Here is a 16,453-nt window from a genome sequence, read left to right on the forward strand (position 1 = left end):
GCCGATGCCTGGTAAGGCGGGATGCGGCGGGAAGGTTCCTGAGAGGTGTGAGAAGGGTCCGTCAGAGCGGGCGCGGACAGATGGCGCTCGCCTGCAGTCGGAGGTCGACGTAGCGTCGAGAAGTCAGGAACAACACCGAAGTGACTGTACTCGCCGACTCGATCACTTCATGAGATGGGCGGCGTCCGCGCGGGCTTGCCGGGCATTCTCGAGTTCGAGTGCGTACAGCAGGCCGAAGGTAAACCCGTTCTCGCCCTCCGTAACTCCGGCGCGCGCTCCGAGAGCGCGAAGGTTGTCGGCGGCGAGCACGCTGTCCTGGTGCTCACCGAGCACCTTCTGGACATGCTTGAACTCGGACACCTTCTTCTCTGCTTTTCCGCCGAGCAGTGGTGTGGCCAGCTCGGCCGCGTACCTGGCGCGTTTGGCCGCTTTCCGGGCGCGGTGCAACTCCGTCGCGTCGGAATCGGCCACAGCGGCAGTGAGTCGTTTCCGCGCCTTGCGCCCGGCCCGCTTGACAGCCTTCGCGATCACTTTCGGGCCGGCGCCGCGTTCGATGGTCAAGGGTGGGGCCGTACGCCATTGCGCGAGCGTCACGAGAAGATTGCGGTAGCGCGCGTCGTCGAGAGCGGACATGACGACGGTCAGGCAACGCTGCTGTTCCCCCAGCAGGTCCTGTTCGATTCGTGCGGCGACGGGACCCATGACCAGCTCGGCGGGCAGGCCGGTGACCAATTCCCCGAGCCGGTGCCGTTGCACCTGACGATCGCGCACCTCGCCGAGTAGTCCTGCGTACCAAACGAGTTCGTCTTCGATCCTCGACCGAGCATCCGGGTCGACCAGATCCTTGAACACGCGGAGAGTACTGCGGAACCGGCGAATGGCCACGCGGGTGGCGTGTATCGGATCGAGTCCGCGGCGCAGCCACACATCACCCGCAACGATTTCGTCGATCTGGGTGCCGAGATAGTCGGTGAGTGCTCGCCGTGCCGGGTTCTCGGAATCGTCGTCCGCGCGGTGCGGCTCGAGTGCCAGCGCGCGGGCCAGTTTCGACGCGTACGACGACGTGTGCGCCCCGCTCCGAACGAGGCGGCCACCGATGTCGCGCAGCAGTCGTTCTTGCCCGTGATCCCCGAGTTCGACCTCGACTTCGCGCCACTGACTGGCAATGGCTCCACCGTTGTGGGCGGTTGCGGTGGCGCGCACCGAATCGTCCGCCAGTTCGGCCAGCGAGTTGCCATCGGAGTCGACCACACGGTGGCGCCGCCGGACGGTCGAGAGGGAGGCCACTCGCAGGAGAGGTTTGCCGAGCGCCACACCCGACACCGCGTTCGCCAGCTCGTCCGGGACGGACTCGTCACTTGTGGGCGGAAGCCGGACCTCGGTGCGGGCGTCGCCGGCAGGCACCTTGAGCTGCCATCCGAGGTCGTCGTCCCCCGAGCGGCGGCGAAGCGTCAGATGATGACGGAGAAGGTCACGGTCGGCGGTGTCGAAGTAGACACTGTCGAGCCGGATGGTGTCGATGTCTTCCCGGCCCTGGTCGGGAACCAGGTCTCCGAGAGCCGGTACGACGAAGTCGAGGCTCACGTCGTATTTGTCTTCGCGTTCTGTCTGCTCCGCCGCCATCAGTCCAGTTTGCACCCCGCCTCTTTCGGATACCAGCGGCGGAAAACGTCGGGGTGCGCGCGTGTCCGGCTCTTCCACGCGTTCTCGCCGTATGTGCGGTACAACGGGTTGGCGGGGTCCCGTTCGACTCCCCGGGCTCGCGACGCCAGGTGCGGGGGCAGGGTAATCGTCGGAACTGTCGCGTCGAGTGCAGGATTGAGGAAGTACGGCACCGACAGCCGCTCCGGTGCCCCCGCCGGTGTGAGCACCCGGTGTCGGGTGGCCCGCAGATATCCACCCGTCGCCACCTCGAGTAGTTCGCCGATGTTGACCAGGAACGAGCCCGTGCGCGCCGGAGCGTCGATCCAGCTGCCGTCCTCACTCTCCACCTGCAGTCCCGTCGAGCCGGGCTCGAGGAGCAGGAGGGTGAGGACTCCCGAGTCCTTGTGGGCGCCCACGCCCTGCTCACCGGTGTGATCGTCGCTCGGCCGTGCCGGGTACCGCACCACTTTGATGAGTGTGGCCGGGGCGTGGGCGAAGGCGTCGTCGAAGATGCCCGGATCGGCGTCGAGGGAGGCCGCCCAGTGTCGGAGCAGACGCATCCCGACCTCGGCCAGTGCCGCGTCGAACTGCTCGATTGTGGATTTCAGTGCGGGTAGTGCTGCGGGCCACTGGTTCGGTCCCTGCAACCGCAGGTAGTCGGTCGCATCCGGAACAGGGTCCCGTTCCGGTCCGATGTCGATTTGTTCACGCCAGTCGATCTCGCCGTTGGTCAGTTCCCCGCCCAGCCGGTTGTAACCGCGAAAATGCGGGCTGTCGATCATGGCGATCGACATCTTCGACTCTTCGGGCAGCGCGAAGAACTGCCGGGCAACCGAGAACACCCCGTCGAGGAGGCGGCGGTCGACGCCGTGACCGTCGAGGTAGAAGAACCCGACGTGATGGGTGACCTCCCGCAGCCGCTCACGCCCGGCGGGGGTGTCCAGGTCGGCGAGGTCGATGACGGGAAGCACGTCTCCACGGTATCCCCGTGGCGAACTCCGGGCGAATGTACCGTTCGACGCGACCAGTGCGTCCGAAGGTACATTCGCCCGGCGAAGGAAGGGCCGTGATCAGCGATTCAGCACTGGCTCGCCCTCGTGGACGATCACTGCCGGGGGAGCGTCGACCTGATCGATCCTGCGGGGAATCAGCGCGGCGAGGATCGCTCCCACGGCGGCCGCGACGGCGCCGATCAGGAACGCGACCTGGAATCCTCTGTCGGTGTACAGGATTGCGCCCTGCGTCACCTCCGGCGGGATCGGGGCGATGTACGAGTTGTTCATCACCGTGAACGCGGCCACCGGCAGTACCGCGGCGACGACGCTCTGTGTCACGCTCACGATGCTCGCCGTGGTGGCCTGCAGTTGCGGCGGAACGGCCTCGATCAGCAGGTTCGGCACCGCTGCGTAGGCCAGCCCCATGCCCGTGCCGGTCAGGCCGGCGAAGATCAGAAGCAGCGCTTTGGAGTCGTGCAGCTGGGCGGTGAGCAGGAATCCGGCCGATATGAACAACAGGCCCACAATCATCAACAGGCGAGGTCGGACGTTCTTGCCGACCAAGATGCCGACGACGATGCCGCCGACCACCACCATGCCCCCCAACGGAACCTGAAAGATCGCGAATCCTTCGGCGCTGACCCCGAACCCGTAACCCAACCCCAGGATCGCGGGAGTCATGGCCATCATCGGGAGCAGGATAGTGAACAGCGCGCTGCAGCCGTACGCGAGCCCGGAGCCCATCGACGTCAGCAGGATCGGCCGCCTGCGAAGGACGTCGAGGTCGACGAGGGGTTCCCGCACGATCCGGGCGGAGACGAGCCAGGCCGCTAACAGCGCGACGCCGCCGGCAAGGAAGGCGAGTGTCGACGCGTTCGCCCAACCCCAGATCGGTCCGAAGCTGACCGCGATCAGAATGCCCGCGATGCCGCCGCCGAGGAGGACCGCACCGAGGACGTCCATTCTCGACTGCAGACGTACCGGTGATTCGTCCGTGCTGAGCAGGATGAGCACACCGACGACGCCGAGTCCGACGACGAAGAACCAGAAGATGCTGCGGAAGCCGTGATTGTCGAGGAACCAGCCGGTGAGAAACGGTGCGGGGATGGCGATGAGGCCCATGCCGCTGGTGGCGACACTGACCGACAGGGCGACGGTTTTCGGCGGGAAGATGTCCCTGATCAGGGAGTAGCTCAGGAAGATGCAGGGAATCAGCACGCCGGACAGCGACCGGCCCACGATCAAGACCGCGTAGCTGGGTGCGACCGCGGAGACGAACGATCCGAGTGCGGCAATGAACGTGCACGCCAGCAGAATCTTGCGCTTTCCGTACACGTCGGCCGATTTGCCGAGGAGGGGCCCGGTGACGGCTCCGACCAGCAGGAACGAGGTGAGCAACCACGCGCCCTGCGTAGTGTGGTAGTGCTGGGAAATCGCCGGAACCGCCATCGAAATCATGATGTAGCTGACCGCGAGAATTTCCAGGAGCAGCATGATCGAGGCCAGGGAGAAAAGTAGCCGCGGCGACCAGTTCGGTGTCTGTCCGGGCAAGTCGATGGACGTGGTAGCAGGATCTATCATCGGGGTCCTCTCGGGTGCCCACACGGTCCCTGTTCGGGATTGCGCCGTGCAGTGTGTCGGTGACCGCACCCACCCTCCATTGGGCGAGAAGTGCGTGTTCGACATCACACTTGGCCACAGACGCACCCACCATGGGTGTGACCGCTCAGCGGAAGAACTGACCGCGTTGCGTCCGCTCACCGGAACAGGCGCAGGCGAACGGGTCTAGAACCCCCAGCCCATCTGCGCGGAGTATTCGGAACCGAAGGCGAGGTCCAGGGCGTCGAGGGTTGACGAGTCGACGGCCCACAACCTGTTCGCTGCGGCGAACGCGCGTGCGCGGTGCGCACCGAGGTACAGGCTGCCCAGCACGTCCAGGGCGAGCACGACCTGTGGGTCCGTTTCGGTGCGGGTGCACACCGCGCGGCCGTCCCGCACGCGCAACGCGAATCGGCCGCCGGCATCGAGGAAGCCATCGTCGACCTGCATCACGACGTCGAGATCGCACCGGTATACCCGAGCCTCGAGCGCGGCGGGAACATCCATGATCCGTACCCACAATTCGTCGTGACGGGAGGTCGTACGGACCAGCCTGCTGTCGGTCAACAGGTACGGCAGCGGATCGTCGGGAACAACGGAGGCCTCGATCCGCCGGATGAGGTCCAGTCCGAGCAGGGCCCGCCACAGGGCGATATGGCTGTCGTCGGTGACCGAGCGGAACTCCTGGACGCGCGCGGTCGTCCCGTGCTCTCCGGAGACGCAGCGGTAAAGCACGTACCCGTCGTCGTGGAGCAGTCCGAACAGACTCGTACCGCCGCCGCGCTCGCTCTCCGGGTCGGCGAAAATTCGGTCCCACACGTTGTCCGGTCGTACCTGGGCGCCGGGTGTACGTCGCTGCCACCGGTCGTAAATTTCGGTGATCGACGGACGCGCCTCCACGGGGCGGACCACGCGCACACCACCGGGATCGGGTACATCCGGGTGTAGTGCTGCGAACCGGCGATCGATTCCGACCGTAGATTCGACAGTGGTCGGACCGTACCCGAACCGGCCGTAGATCCCGCCCTCGCTGGCGGTCAGAATCGACAGCGGCACGCCCGACCGCCGGATACGCGCGTGTTGTTCTGTGTAGAGCGCGCGAAGGATGCCCCGCCGGCGATGTGTGGGGGCAACGGTCACCGCGGTGATTCCGGCCGCCGCGACGCCGGCACCACCGGGCACCGTGACCGTCATCGGAATGTCCATGGTGGCGCCCACCACGGCAGCACCGTCCAGTGCGATGACAGGACGGTCGGCGCCCACCAGTCCTTTCCAGAAGGCTGTGAGCTCCGGCGTCTGCGGCGTCGCGAAACAGATTTCGTTGAGCAGCACGATCTTCGGCCAATCCTGCTCCGTCGCCGTCCTGATCGTGATCCCGCCGGTGGTGGTCGTCATTCCCCGACACTGGCACACCACACTCTGCCCTGCACGCGAATTTCAGCCGACTGTGAGCGACGACGGCACACCAGCTCAGGCCGGGTCGGCGGCGATCCGTCCCGAGTGCACCGCGTCGACCAGGACCGCGTGGTCGGCTTCTGTTCGATCGGCGTAGCGGACGGCGTACCGCCCGATCGCTTCGTCCAGTTCTTCGTCGCCGGCGAAGTAGCCGGCGAGTAGCCGCGGATCGAGCGAGCGGGTGTGTGCACGTGCGAGGAGGGCGCCGGCCAGGCGGCCGTAGTCGTCGAGATGGTCCTGCGCGAGACCGGTGGGATCGATGTCGCCTTTGAGGTTCCGGAACTGCCGCACGATGTAGGGAAGGCCGTCGATTGTGGTCCAGCCCAGGAGAATATCCGACTCCGCCTGCACCAGCCGGGCACCGTGCACGATCCGTTTGCCTTCGTGTTTCGGCGTGCTGACAGGCAGATACGGCGACAGTGCCGACGGCCGCGCCTGCTTGAGCTGCAGGACGAGTGCCTCGTCCCGGTTGCCCTGCAGCAGGGCGATGTAGCTGCGCAGTCCCACACTCCCGGTTCCGACGATCCGGAAGGCGACATCGGATACGGCGAACCGGGTGATCAAGTTGCGGCGCGACTCGCGCAGTGATTCGACATAAAGTTCGAGTCCTTCGATCACGGCATCGGCAGTGGCCTGTTCGACACGTGTGAGAACCGGCGGGTTCTCCACGAATCGCCGTCGCCGTGTCCCGGTCTCGTGGTCTTCGAGGTGCTCGGTCCATTTGGCCGCCACCTTCTCGCTGGTGTTGCGGCGGGCCTTCTGCGCGGCCTTGTCGAAGTCGTCGAGCAAGTCGTCTGCTTTCGCCCGTTCGAGCGCCGACTTGTCGGGGAGAGCGTTCCACGACTGCAGGAATGGCTGTTCGGCGAGCTCGCGGATGGTGCGCCGATACGAGGTGACGGCATCCTCGGCGGCCTCGATGCAGCCGCGCTCGGAAACACTGCCCTCGCGTCCGGCGAGGACCAGGCTCGCGGCGAGACGTTTGAGGTCCCACTCCCACGGACCCGGGAGCGTCTCGTCGAAGTCGTTGATATCCATCACGATCTGCCCGTCCGGTGTCCCGTACAGGCCGAAATTGGCGGCGTGCGCGTCGCCGCACAGTTGCGCCGTCAACCCGGTGACAGGTGAACCGGCGAGGTCGGCTGCCATGAGACCGGCAGCGCCTCGGAAGAACGAGAAAGGGGAGGCGATCATCCTGCCGATCCGTAGCGGCAGCAGAGAAGTCAGCCTGCCCTCGTTGGTGGCCTCGACGAACTCGAGCACTCCGGGCCGGTCTGTCCCGACGGCGACGTGGTCGTGCGCGCTGGACGGCACGGATGCCCGCAGTGCGTTGCCGCGCGCAGCGACGTCGTCCGCCTCGACCCTCGTTCGCAGGTCGACCCGCGCTCGGTCGGTCGTCACGATGGTGACCATATCCCAGGCACTCGGCATTCGACTAAGGTCCGGTGCATGCGGAGCAAGTGCGGCAACCGTGCCGCAGGGTGAGGCCGGAACCTTCCGACGTCGGGAACCGGTCATGCGCCGGGAATCGTGGGGTTTCGCGATCGGGTCGGTGTTGTTCGCGCTCGGGGCACTGCAGGTGTACGGGGACGCTGTCGGCCGGGAGATCGACAATGCGACGTATTTCGTCGGATCGCTGTTCTTCACTGCCGCCGCGTACATCCAGCTCCGACTCAGTGGGCGACCGGTGCCCGGTGCCGAATCCTTACGCGTCGAGCGCTACGACTGGTGGGCGGCGCTGATCCAGTTCGCCGGCACTCTTCTGTTCAACCTCAGCACTGGGGTGGCACTCGTCCACGGCCTGACGGTCGAACAGGACGACGCGTGGCAGTGGCGGCCGGACCTGTTCGGGTCGACCGCCTTCCTCGTTGCCAGTGGCCTGGCGGTAGTGGCCACCACTGAAACCGACAAATTGTGGGATCCCCATGCTCGCAACTGGCGGAGCACCTGGCTGAACATGATCGGGTCGGTGGCGTTCGGCGTGTCGGCCGTCGGCTCCTTCATATTGCCGGGAACGGACATGCCGGCCGATCCGGTGGCTGCAGATCTCGGAACGTTCGTGGGCGCGCTCTGCTTCTTGGTGGCCGCGCTGTTGATGCGCCCGCCTCACCGCACGTATTCGTCGAACCAGTCGAGTACCCGGTCGTAGGCATCGCTCGCTGCCGCGGGGTCGTAGCGTTGCCCGGTGTCGTTGAAGAAGGCGTGGTCGGCACCCGGAACCGTGACGATCTCGTGTGGCAGTGCGGCACGAGCCAATGCGGCGGCTGCGGCGTCCCGGCTCGCGTTCACCCGGGCATCGTGCTCTGCATAGATGGCCAGCACTGCGGCCCGGGAACCAGAAAAATCTGCGTTCTCCGGCAGGGGTCCGTAGAACGGGACGGCGGCGGCGAGTCGAGGTTCACCGGAGGCCAGAAGTAGCCACACCATTCCGCCGCCGAAGCAGAACCCGACCGCGGCCGTTTTCTTGTTCGGCACCCGTCGTTCGAGTTCGTCGACGCCGGCCTTCATGTCGGCCACGAAGCGTTCCGGCGGCACCTTCGCCAGTGTCGCCGTGGCCTGAGCGGGATCCGTGAAGGACGCGGTGCCGCCCTCTTCCGACAACAAGTCGACGGCGAGAGCGGAGTACCCTTCCCGTGCGAATCGACCTGCGACCGAACGAATATGGTCGGTGAGCCCTTTGTTCTCGTGGATGACGAGTACTGCTCCGCGGGGCGAGTCCGCCGGCGCCCAGGCTCCTTGGAGGGTTCGTCCGTCGGGTCCGGGTAGCGTCACCGATTCAGTGGCGACGGCGCCTGCCGCACCGGGTGGTGGGGATGCCTCACTGGACGCGGTGCTCGCCGTGGTCGTGCCTGGGTCGTTGGTGCAGGCGGCGAGGAGCGAGGTGGCGGCAGCGACACCGAGGCCTATCAGGCCCAGTCTTCGCAGGGCTTCCCGTCGGGTGAGGAGGCCGTCGGCATGGTCGACCGCGATCTCCTCGGCTATATAGCGTTGCAGTGGCGTCATGATCGTCCTCGTCCGAACGGCCGTTGCAGAGCATTTTCGCGCGTCTACGCCGGTGCGAAGAACTCCAGCGCGATGTTGTCGGGATCGCGGAACGAGATACCCGATCCGTAGTGGGCGGTCTTGATGCCTCCGTGCTCGATGCCGAGGGCGTCGAGCCGATCCCGCCACACCACCAGATCGGAACACTGGAACGCCACGTGGTCGAGCCCCACCTGCCGTTCGTCGAACCTGCTCCCGGAACTGCCGCCGGTGTGCGCGTGTAACCCGAACAGCATCCCGCCGTCCAGAGCGAACACGGTGTGATGGAAGGTGCCCGACTCCTCGTCCTCGTCGAGGACCGGTGCCGAATCGAACAACGCGCTGTACCAAGCGGTGCTGGTCGGCAGGTCGGAGACCGTGATCGCGATGTGGGCCAAGCCCGGGAAACTGGACATGTGTGGCATCCCTTCTCCGACGAAAGTTCATGCGCGGATCCATACGACAGTATCGACTTCCGGCACCCGGCACACCCAGAAACCACTCGAGCCCACGTCGTCTGGGACGGCTAGCCTGGGGCGATGCGCACCGTGGGCGTCGATCTCGCCGCCGAACCGAACAGGACGGCGATGGCCGTCGTCGAGTGGTCGGAAGGCGAGGCCCGCGTCGAATCGGTGATCCTGGGCGTACGCAACGACGCCATCACCGCCGCAATCCTCGACAGCGACCGGGCGGGAATCGATGCACCTTTCGGCTGGCCCGACGCCTTCGTGCAGATGGTGTCCGCACATCATGCCGGCAGGATGGCGGCCACCCAAGAGCTGTCACACCGCGCCGGCCGGCAACCCCTGACGAAACGTCGGACCGACCTCGTCGTCCAGGCTGCCACCGGCATCGCACCGCTCAGTGTCTCCGCTGACCTCATCGCGCACGTGGCACTGCGCTGCGCCGGGATTCTCGCCGAACTCGGCGACCTCGGCGCCGACGTCGACCGCGTCGAAGGCCGGGCCGTGGAGGTGTATCCCGCCGCTGCCCTGCGGCGGTGGGGACTGCTCTCGCGCGGCTACAAGCGGTCCGCGAATCGGGTGACCCTGGGCGAGTTGGTCGACACCCTTCTCACCTCGGCGCCGTGGATGGACCTCGGGGCGCACGAACCACTCTGCCGCACCTCGGACGACGCCCTCGACGCCGTCCTGTCCGCTGTGATCGCGCGTGCGGCGGCCGTGGGACTCACCGAGATGCCCGACGACGCGGACCGCAGGATCGCCCGCCGCGAGGGCTGGATCCACGTGCCCGTGGGCAGCCTGCAGTCGCTGCGGCCGACGCCGTGAACCGAAACCAGGCAAAGTGGACAGTACACGCACAGTGCGTGGCGAGGACAAAGGAGACTCATGGCTTTCTGGGATCAGCTGAAGGCAAAGGCGTTCGAAATGAACGGCCAGCTCAAGACGAAAACGGCACAGTTCCAGAACAAGGAGTTCGCCAACGCCAGCATGGCCATGTGCGCACTCATCGCCGCGGCTGACGGCACGATCGACCCGTCGGAACGACAGAAGACCGCGACGCTGATCACCAGCAACGAAGCGCTCAGTGTCTTTCCCTCGGACGAGCTGCGTCAGAAGTTCGAGTGGTACTGCAGCAAGCTGCAGTCGGACTTCGAGTTCGGCAAGATCGAAGCCACCGCCACCATCGCGAAGCTGAAGTCCAAGCAGGATCAGGCGCGGGCCGTGATTCAGATCGGCATCGTCATCGGCGGCGCGGACGGCAACTTCGACCAGCACGAGCGAACTGTGGTGCGCGACGCCTGTTTCGCCGTCGGGATTGCTCCGGCGGAATTCGAACTGTGACGTAGACGGTGGCGCGCCCCTACGAAGTGGCGCGCCACCGACCGTGACGTCGATCCCATGATCGAACAGTGGCTGACACGAGAAGTTGGCGTCACCCGGCGCAGCGGAACCTCCACGCCGGGGGCGTGCTCATCCGGGTCGCGGGTGTCAGCGGCACCAATGCCGAAGGACCTTTGCCGTGAGCTCGGCCCGACTCAGGTGGTGATGGTGATGGCGCGGTCCCCGCTGGTGCTGCACCTCGGAATGGACTTCGCGAATGATTTCGAACATCCCTCCGCCCTCCATTCTCTGCATCCTGCCCCGGAGCAGGACGCACCGGGGCGTCTGATTCCGTTTTACCCCATCGGTGGGCTTTCAGACGGGTTTCGGGCATACCTTTTCCGGCGTCGTTCGGCGGGGCCGCCGTAGGGTCGAGGCAGTGGCACAACCCGATATCGATGGAGGCTGACCGATGACCGAAGTTCAGGACCGCAGCAAGATCTACATCGACGGAGCGTGGGTCGATTCGCAGGGGACGGGGCGTATCGACGTCGTCAACCCCGCCACCGAAGAGGTCATCGCTGTGGTCGCGGACGGCACCGCAGAGGACGTCGACCGTGCCGCCGAGGCCGCCCGCGCCGCATTCCCCGCGTGGTCGGCCCTCAGCGGCGAAGAGCGCGGCCAGTACCTGCGCAAAGCGGCCGGTCTCGTGAAGGAGCGAGTCGACGAACTCGCCGCCCTGGTGTCGAGCGACATGGGGATGCCTGTGCGGTTAGCGAAGCCCGTGCAGATCGGGATGCCATTGGCGAACCTCTCTGCCTTCGCCGAATTGGCGGCCAACTACAACTTCGACGCCCAGGAGGTCGGGAATTCGCTGATCGTGCGGGAGCCGATCGGCGTGGTCGGTGCCATCACCCCGTGGAACTTCCCCCTCCATCAGGTGGTCCTGAAGGTCGGTGGCGCCCTCGCCGCGGGTTGCACCGTGGTGCTCAAGCCGACCGAGGTGGCGCCCCTCATCACCTACGCCCTCACCGACATCTTTCACGAGGTCGGTCTGCCGGCCGGCGTGTTCAACCTCGTCAGCGGGTACGGTCCCGTGGTCGGGGAGGCCATCGCCGGACACCCCGAGGTAGACATGGTCTCCTTCACCGGCTCCACCCGCGCCGGAAAGCGCGTCGCCGTCGTCGCAGCCGAGACGGTGAAGAAGGTGGCGCTCGAGCTGGGCGGCAAGTCGGCCAACGTCATCCTCGACGACGCGGACCTCACCAAGGCCGTCACCGACGGGGTGGGCAAGTGCTATTTGAACTCGGGTCAGACGTGTTCGGCACTCACCCGCATGCTCGTCCCGGCCGACAAGGTGGACGAGGCGGCCGCGATCGCTGCGCAGGTCGCCCAGAATTATGCCGTCGGTGACCCGACCGCGGCCACGTCGGTCCTCGGGCCGCTGGTCAATTCGAATCAGCTCAAACGGGTCCGAAGCTACATCGAGCAGGGAATCGCCGAGGGTGCCGAGCCTGTTCTCGACGGACGCGAAACCGGTCAGCAGAAGGGCTATTTCGTCGGCCCCACCATCTTCTCCGGGGTCACCGAAGACATGACGATCGCCCGCGAAGAAATCTTCGGACCTGTGCTCTCGATCATCGGGTACCAGGACGAGGAGGACGCGGTCCGGATCGCCAACGCCACCGAGTACGGGCTCGCCGGCGGCGTCTGGTCCGGGGACAAGGACCGTGCCGATCGCGTCGCCCGGCGGCTACGGGCCGGCCAGGTCGAGGTGAACGGCGGCGCCTTCAACACCAACGCCCCGTTCGGTGGGTACAAGCAGTCGGGTATCGGGCGTGAAGCCGGTGTTCTCGGCTTCGAAGAGTTCCTCGAGGTCAAGTCGATCCAGCGGTAGGCGGCTCCGCCGCCCGTGAGTGGTTAACGAGTCTCTGGACTCGTTAACCACTCACGGGTGCGGAGCGCAATTGGCCTCACGCTGAACCGAATCCGTGATTCCCGACCACCGAGGTTCTAACCTCGAATCGAGGGGTGGACAGCGGCGATGAGGAGAACGACATGGATCTCGGTCTAGGCGGCAAGCGGGCGATCGTCACCGGCGGCAGCCGCGGAATCGGTCTCGCGATCGCGCGCGGCCTCGCGTCGGAGGGAGTCGACGTGGTGCTCGCGGCCAGGGGTGTCGAGGCGCTGGAGTTGGCGGCGAAGACGCTGTCGCAGGGGACCGGACGGCGGGTGCTCGGGGTTCCCACCGACACCGGCGACGACAACTCGGTGCGCGCCCTCGTACAGCGAACGGTGGACGAACTCGGTGGTGTCGACATCCTCGTGAACGCCGCTGCAACCCCGTGGAGTGCGGGCAAGCCGAGCGACTTCGCGTCTACCACCGACGACGTGGTGCGCGGCGAACTCGAGATCAAGGTGCTCGGATACCTGCGGACCGCCCGGGCCGTGGCACCGCACCTCGTGGAACAGGGATGGGGGCGAATCATCAACATCAGCGGACTCGGTGCACGCCAGGCCAACTCCATCGCGCAGACCGTGCGGAACGTCGGTGTGTCGGCGCTGACGAAGAACCTCGCCGACGAGCTCGGACCGCACGGAATCAACGTGACGGTGGTGCATCCGGGACTGACGCGGACGGAACGGCTCGTCGACCGGCTGGCGGCGCAGTCCGAGGCGGAAGGTGTGCCGGTCGCCGAGTTGGAGTCGCGGCTGGCCACCAACTCGATCCACCGGCTGATCGACGCGAGCGAGGTCGCGGACGTCGTCACATTCCTGGCGTCACCGCGCAGTGTCGGGATCACCGGCGACGCGGTGGCCGTCGGCGGTGGTGCTCCGGGCGCCGTCTACTACTGAGCGCGGGCGGGTGACAGCACGCCGTCCCGTTCGGTGACTTCCCGGGCGGCGCGCTCCCCGGACCGGATGGCCCCGTCGACCCATCCGCACATCACGGCCGAACTCTCCGTGCCTGCCCAGTGAACGCGACCGCAGGGCTTGCGGAGGGCGCGGCCGAACTGGGTGAGCACGCCCGTCGGCGCATGACTGAGCATGCCGCCGCCGGAGTACCGCTCGATGCTCCAGTTCTGCTCGATGTAGTCGACGGGGGAGGCTGCCTTATTTCCGAACCTCGCGGTCAACTCCGCGAGCACGGCCTTCCTCCGTTCCCCTTCCTGCAGCGTCCCCAGCTTGCGGGCGATCGGTCCCTCGACGATGACGCACAGAACACCGGGACGTCCCGTGTCGGTACTGGCGTCGATGGTGATCGTCGCGGGGGAGTCGGGTGCCGCCGACTGCCCCGACAGTCCGGCGGCGCGCCAGAAGGGTTCGTCGTAGAGGACGGCGATCTTCATGACCGCACCGCTCGGCATTCGCTGGTGTAGGAAGGACCGATCCATCGGCAGCAGCGGTTCGTAGACGATCTGGCTCGCGATCGCGAGGGGCACCGCGACGATCGCCCTCCGGGCGCGCACGGCCAGATCCGCGGAGCGGACGGTCACGCCGTCCCCGTCCTGCGCGATGTCCCGGACGGGTTGTGACAGGTGGAGCGCGTCGCCGATCTCGGCTGCCATTGGACGATAGACGGCACCCATTCCGCCGACCGGCCGCGCGTCCTCGGCGGCGTCCTTCACACCGAGGACGAAACTTGGACCGCCGCCGGATGCCATCTGGTACAGGACGAACAGCATCGACACTTCGGACGCCGCGGACGTGTAGCAGCCGGCGATGGCGGTCTCGAGTAGGTCGTGGGCGGGTGTGGACAGCGTGTTGTCGCCGAGCCATTTGGCGAGGCTGATCGAGTCCCACTTCGCTGCCTTCTTCGCCTCCCACGGCGCGTCGAGCGGGATCGTCTTGCACATCTCGCCGAGTTCGACGAACACGGCCCCGAGATTCGCGGCCGCCCAGGGACTCATCGTCAGGGGAATCGTGCCCTTGTACCGGTACTGCTTGCCGTCGACGACCATCATCGCCTCGCCGTCGGTGTACTGCTTGTAACTCTTGACGCCGAATTCGTCCATCAGGGCGTAGATCCGGTCCTGTCCCGGGCCGATCCACGCACCGCCCCGATCGATCCACGAACCGTCCTCGCGGACCTCGGTGGACGTTCGGCCGCCGATCCGGTCACGCGCCTCCACGAGCGCGACCGATTGTCCGGCCTGCTTCAGACGCAGTGCCGCCGTCAGTCCGGCGAATCCGGCACCTACGACGCAATAGTCGACCTCGATGTCTGCCATGACACATCCCCTCGCGCTGCGCGCGCGGCCCTCGTGCGGCCGTATGTAACGGGTGCGCCGCCATTGGTCCTGGGGGTGTGAATTCCTCTCTCCGGGAATGAAATCGCCGCGCACAGAACATATTCATCCTTACTCGCGGCGAGTAGTGCGGTCAAGGGCGTCCCCCTGTGAGTACTTATTAACCGCCCGTTGTTAACAAGTACTCACGGGTGGGGACCAGCGGAAACACCTGCTCGGCGATGCGTTCGAGCTCTTCGTTCCCGGGGGGCACTGGATGAGCAGGAGTGTCAGACCGGCGTCCTGGTAGGCGCGGATCTTTTCGGCGACTTGTTCGGGGGTGCCAACGAGGTCGGGTCGCAGTCCGCGCGTGCCGACGGAGTATTCGCGCTTGGACAGCTCGACGTCGAGTTCGGAGTTCTTCACGAACTCCTCGAACGACGCGTACCCGGGCGAGTGAGGGTCGACGGTGGTGATGCGTTCGAGTTCGGCGCGGGCCTCGGCTTCGGTGTCGCACGATGATGTATGTGGACATGCCGAATTCGGCCATGTCCCGCTGGTGGATTCGCTGCGACCGCGCGTTCATGTCCGCGATCTTCGTGCGCACCTCGTCGACGGCGCCGCCGTGCAGTACGTACGAGTCGGCGAAGGTGGCGATCGATTCGCGACCGCTCTCGCTCTCACCGCCGGCGAAAACCGGGGGATGGATTCCGGGCTTCGGCGACAGGGATCGAGTCGCGCACGCTGAAGTGCTCGCCCTGGTAGGTGAACGGGGTGTGCTCCCAGAGCCCACGGAGAACGTCGACGAATTCGCCGGCCTGCCGTTATCGGTCGTCGTGCCGGGTGAAGGCGCCACCGTACTGCCGGGCTTCCTCCTCCCACCACGCGGCGGCGACGTTGAGCGCGAACCGTGCCGCACCGGCATCGGTTGTTCCGGCGATGTCGGTGATCGTCGCCGATTCCTTCGCGGTGACCGCCGGCAGGTCGGGAAGTGGTAAGTCGTTGACCTGCCGGGCCAACCTCGGAATTCTGTCCGGCGGAATCGGTGTCACCGCAGGCTCGATCGACTTCGACGGCATCGAACTCACGGACCTCGGTCGCAAACACTGGCGGCCACTGCGGGGTACCGGCATCTCCGCAGTCTTCCAGGACCCGGCGTCCTATCTGAATCCGTCCATCCGGGTCGGTGAACATCTGGCCGAGGCACTCCGGTCGACCCTCGGCCTGTCCCGCGCGAACGCCCGGCGGCGCGGCGTCGAACTATTCCGGAAAATGGGACTGAACGACGCCGACACCGTGTACCGCCAGTACCCGCACGAACTGTCCGGGGGAATGCTCCAGCGGGTGCTCATCGCGATCGCGGTGTCCGCGGAACCGGAACTTTTGATCGCCGACGAGGCGACCACCGTTCTGGACGTCACCGTTCAGGCCGAGGTGCTCGACCTCCTCGAGGACCTGCGCGACGAACTGGGTCTCGCGCTCGTCCTCGTCTCGCATGACCTCGCCGTGGTGGCTCAGGTCTGCGACAGCGTGATCGTGATGCGGGACGGCGCCGTCGTCGGGTCCGGGCGAGCAGGGGACCTGCTCACCGCGCCCCGACACGAGTACACCCGCCAACTCGTCGAGAACCATCGGGATTACGGGCTCGAGTCGGTTATCGGAAAGGAGGCGGCTCGTGTCTGAGTCGTTGCTGCGCATGACCGGCGTCCGGGTGGAGCTCGGACCCGCG

General features: G+C 66.3%; 16 protein-coding genes. 7 read left to right on the forward strand and 9 right to left on the reverse strand.

Annotated elements, in window-relative coordinates; all coding sequences use genetic code 11:
- Positions 1-162 precede the first annotated feature (162 nt).
- From CBI38_RS09110 to CBI38_RS09130, 5 genes are all read right to left on the reverse strand, one after another.
- Positions 163-1,623: a CYTH and CHAD domain-containing protein gene (locus CBI38_RS09110; RefSeq protein ID WP_109328248.1), complete on the reverse strand. Its 1,461-nt coding sequence runs from the start codon at positions 1,621-1,623 to the stop codon at positions 163-165.
- Positions 1,623-2,615: an isopenicillin N synthase family dioxygenase gene (locus CBI38_RS09115; RefSeq protein ID WP_109328250.1), complete on the reverse strand. Its 993-nt coding sequence runs from the start codon at positions 2,613-2,615 to the stop codon at positions 1,623-1,625. Before CBI38_RS09115 ends, CBI38_RS09110 begins: the two co-directional genes overlap by 1 nt.
- A gap of 99 nt (positions 2,616-2,714) precedes the next feature.
- Positions 2,715-4,220 carry an MFS transporter gene (locus CBI38_RS09120; protein WP_109328252.1) on the reverse strand — a complete coding sequence of 502 codons (1,506 nt, stop codon included), beginning with the start codon at positions 4,218-4,220 and terminating at the stop codon, positions 2,715-2,717.
- Between the two features lie 204 nt (positions 4,221-4,424).
- Positions 4,425-5,633 carry an enhanced intracellular survival protein Eis gene (locus tag CBI38_RS09125; RefSeq protein WP_109328254.1) on the reverse strand — a complete coding sequence of 403 codons (1,209 nt, stop codon included), beginning with the start codon at positions 5,631-5,633 and terminating at the stop codon, positions 4,425-4,427.
- A 75-nt stretch (positions 5,634-5,708) separates the two neighbouring features.
- Entirely contained in the window at positions 5,709-7,091 is a 1,383-nt protein-coding gene (locus tag CBI38_RS09130; protein ID WP_109334952.1) for a DUF2252 domain-containing protein, read from the reverse strand.
- A 115-nt stretch (positions 7,092-7,206) separates the two neighbouring features.
- Here CBI38_RS09130 and CBI38_RS09135 point away from each other — a divergent pair, with 115 nt between their 5' ends.
- Positions 7,207-7,839, forward strand: a complete 633-nt coding sequence (locus CBI38_RS09135; protein WP_109334953.1) for a hypothetical protein — start codon at positions 7,207-7,209, stop codon at positions 7,837-7,839.
- Here CBI38_RS09135 and CBI38_RS09140 read toward each other — a convergent pair.
- On the reverse strand, positions 7,797-8,693 hold the full coding sequence (locus CBI38_RS09140; protein ID WP_109328256.1) for a dienelactone hydrolase family protein: 897 nt from the start codon (positions 8,691-8,693) through the stop codon (positions 7,797-7,799). The genes CBI38_RS09135 and CBI38_RS09140 overlap by 43 nt on opposite strands.
- A gap of 44 nt (positions 8,694-8,737) precedes the next feature.
- Complete coding sequence (locus CBI38_RS09145) at positions 8,738-9,127, reverse strand: VOC family protein (RefSeq protein ID WP_109334954.1); 390 nt, start codon at positions 9,125-9,127, stop codon at positions 8,738-8,740.
- A gap of 123 nt (positions 9,128-9,250) precedes the next feature.
- Between CBI38_RS09145 and CBI38_RS09150 the strand changes: the two genes are divergently transcribed.
- From CBI38_RS09150 to CBI38_RS09170, 4 genes are all read left to right on the forward strand, one after another.
- Positions 9,251-10,000, forward strand: coding sequence for a DUF429 domain-containing protein (locus CBI38_RS09150; protein ID WP_109328258.1), 750 nt, complete (start codon positions 9,251-9,253; stop codon positions 9,998-10,000).
- A 60-nt stretch (positions 10,001-10,060) separates the two neighbouring features.
- The gene (locus tag CBI38_RS09155; RefSeq protein ID WP_109328259.1) at positions 10,061-10,516 is read left to right on the forward strand and encodes a tellurite resistance TerB family protein; all 456 of its coding nucleotides are present in this window, start codon (positions 10,061-10,063) and stop codon (positions 10,514-10,516) included.
- A 451-nt stretch (positions 10,517-10,967) separates the two neighbouring features.
- A complete protein-coding gene (locus tag CBI38_RS09165) occupies positions 10,968-12,392 on the forward strand; it encodes an aldehyde dehydrogenase family protein (RefSeq protein ID WP_109328263.1) in 1,425 nt (474 codons plus the stop codon).
- Positions 12,393-12,553: 161 nt separating this feature from the next.
- On the forward strand, positions 12,554-13,351 hold the full coding sequence (locus CBI38_RS09170) for an SDR family NAD(P)-dependent oxidoreductase (protein ID WP_109334955.1): 798 nt from the start codon (positions 12,554-12,556) through the stop codon (positions 13,349-13,351).
- On the opposite strand, the gene CBI38_RS09175 is transcribed toward CBI38_RS09170, so the two are convergent.
- Both CBI38_RS09175 and CBI38_RS38920 read right to left on the reverse strand, forming a co-directional pair.
- Complete coding sequence (locus CBI38_RS09175; RefSeq protein ID WP_109328265.1) at positions 13,345-14,727, reverse strand: flavin monoamine oxidase family protein; 1,383 nt, start codon at positions 14,725-14,727, stop codon at positions 13,345-13,347. The two genes, CBI38_RS09170 and CBI38_RS09175, sit on opposite strands and share 7 nt — an antisense overlap.
- A 192-nt stretch (positions 14,728-14,919) precedes the next feature.
- On the reverse strand, positions 14,920-15,150 hold the full coding sequence (locus CBI38_RS38920) for an LLM class flavin-dependent oxidoreductase (RefSeq protein ID WP_230990117.1): 231 nt from the start codon (positions 15,148-15,150) through the stop codon (positions 14,920-14,922).
- A gap of 107 nt (positions 15,151-15,257) precedes the next feature.
- On the opposite strand from CBI38_RS38920, the gene CBI38_RS38925 reads away from it, so the two are divergent.
- Together CBI38_RS38925 and CBI38_RS09185 are read left to right on the forward strand one after the other, a co-directional pair.
- Positions 15,258-15,722 carry a hypothetical protein gene (locus CBI38_RS38925; protein WP_230990118.1) on the forward strand — a complete coding sequence of 155 codons (465 nt, stop codon included), beginning with the start codon at positions 15,258-15,260 and terminating at the stop codon, positions 15,720-15,722.
- Positions 15,664-16,407, forward strand: a complete 744-nt coding sequence (locus tag CBI38_RS09185; RefSeq protein ID WP_230990119.1) for an ABC transporter ATP-binding protein — start codon at positions 15,664-15,666, stop codon at positions 16,405-16,407. Before CBI38_RS38925 ends, CBI38_RS09185 begins: the two co-directional genes overlap by 59 nt.
- The last annotated feature ends 46 nt before the right edge of the window (positions 16,408-16,453 follow it).

Source organism: Rhodococcus oxybenzonivorans, assembly GCF_003130705.1.
Classification (GTDB): Bacteria; Actinomycetota; Actinomycetes; order Mycobacteriales; family Mycobacteriaceae; genus Rhodococcus_F; species Rhodococcus_F oxybenzonivorans.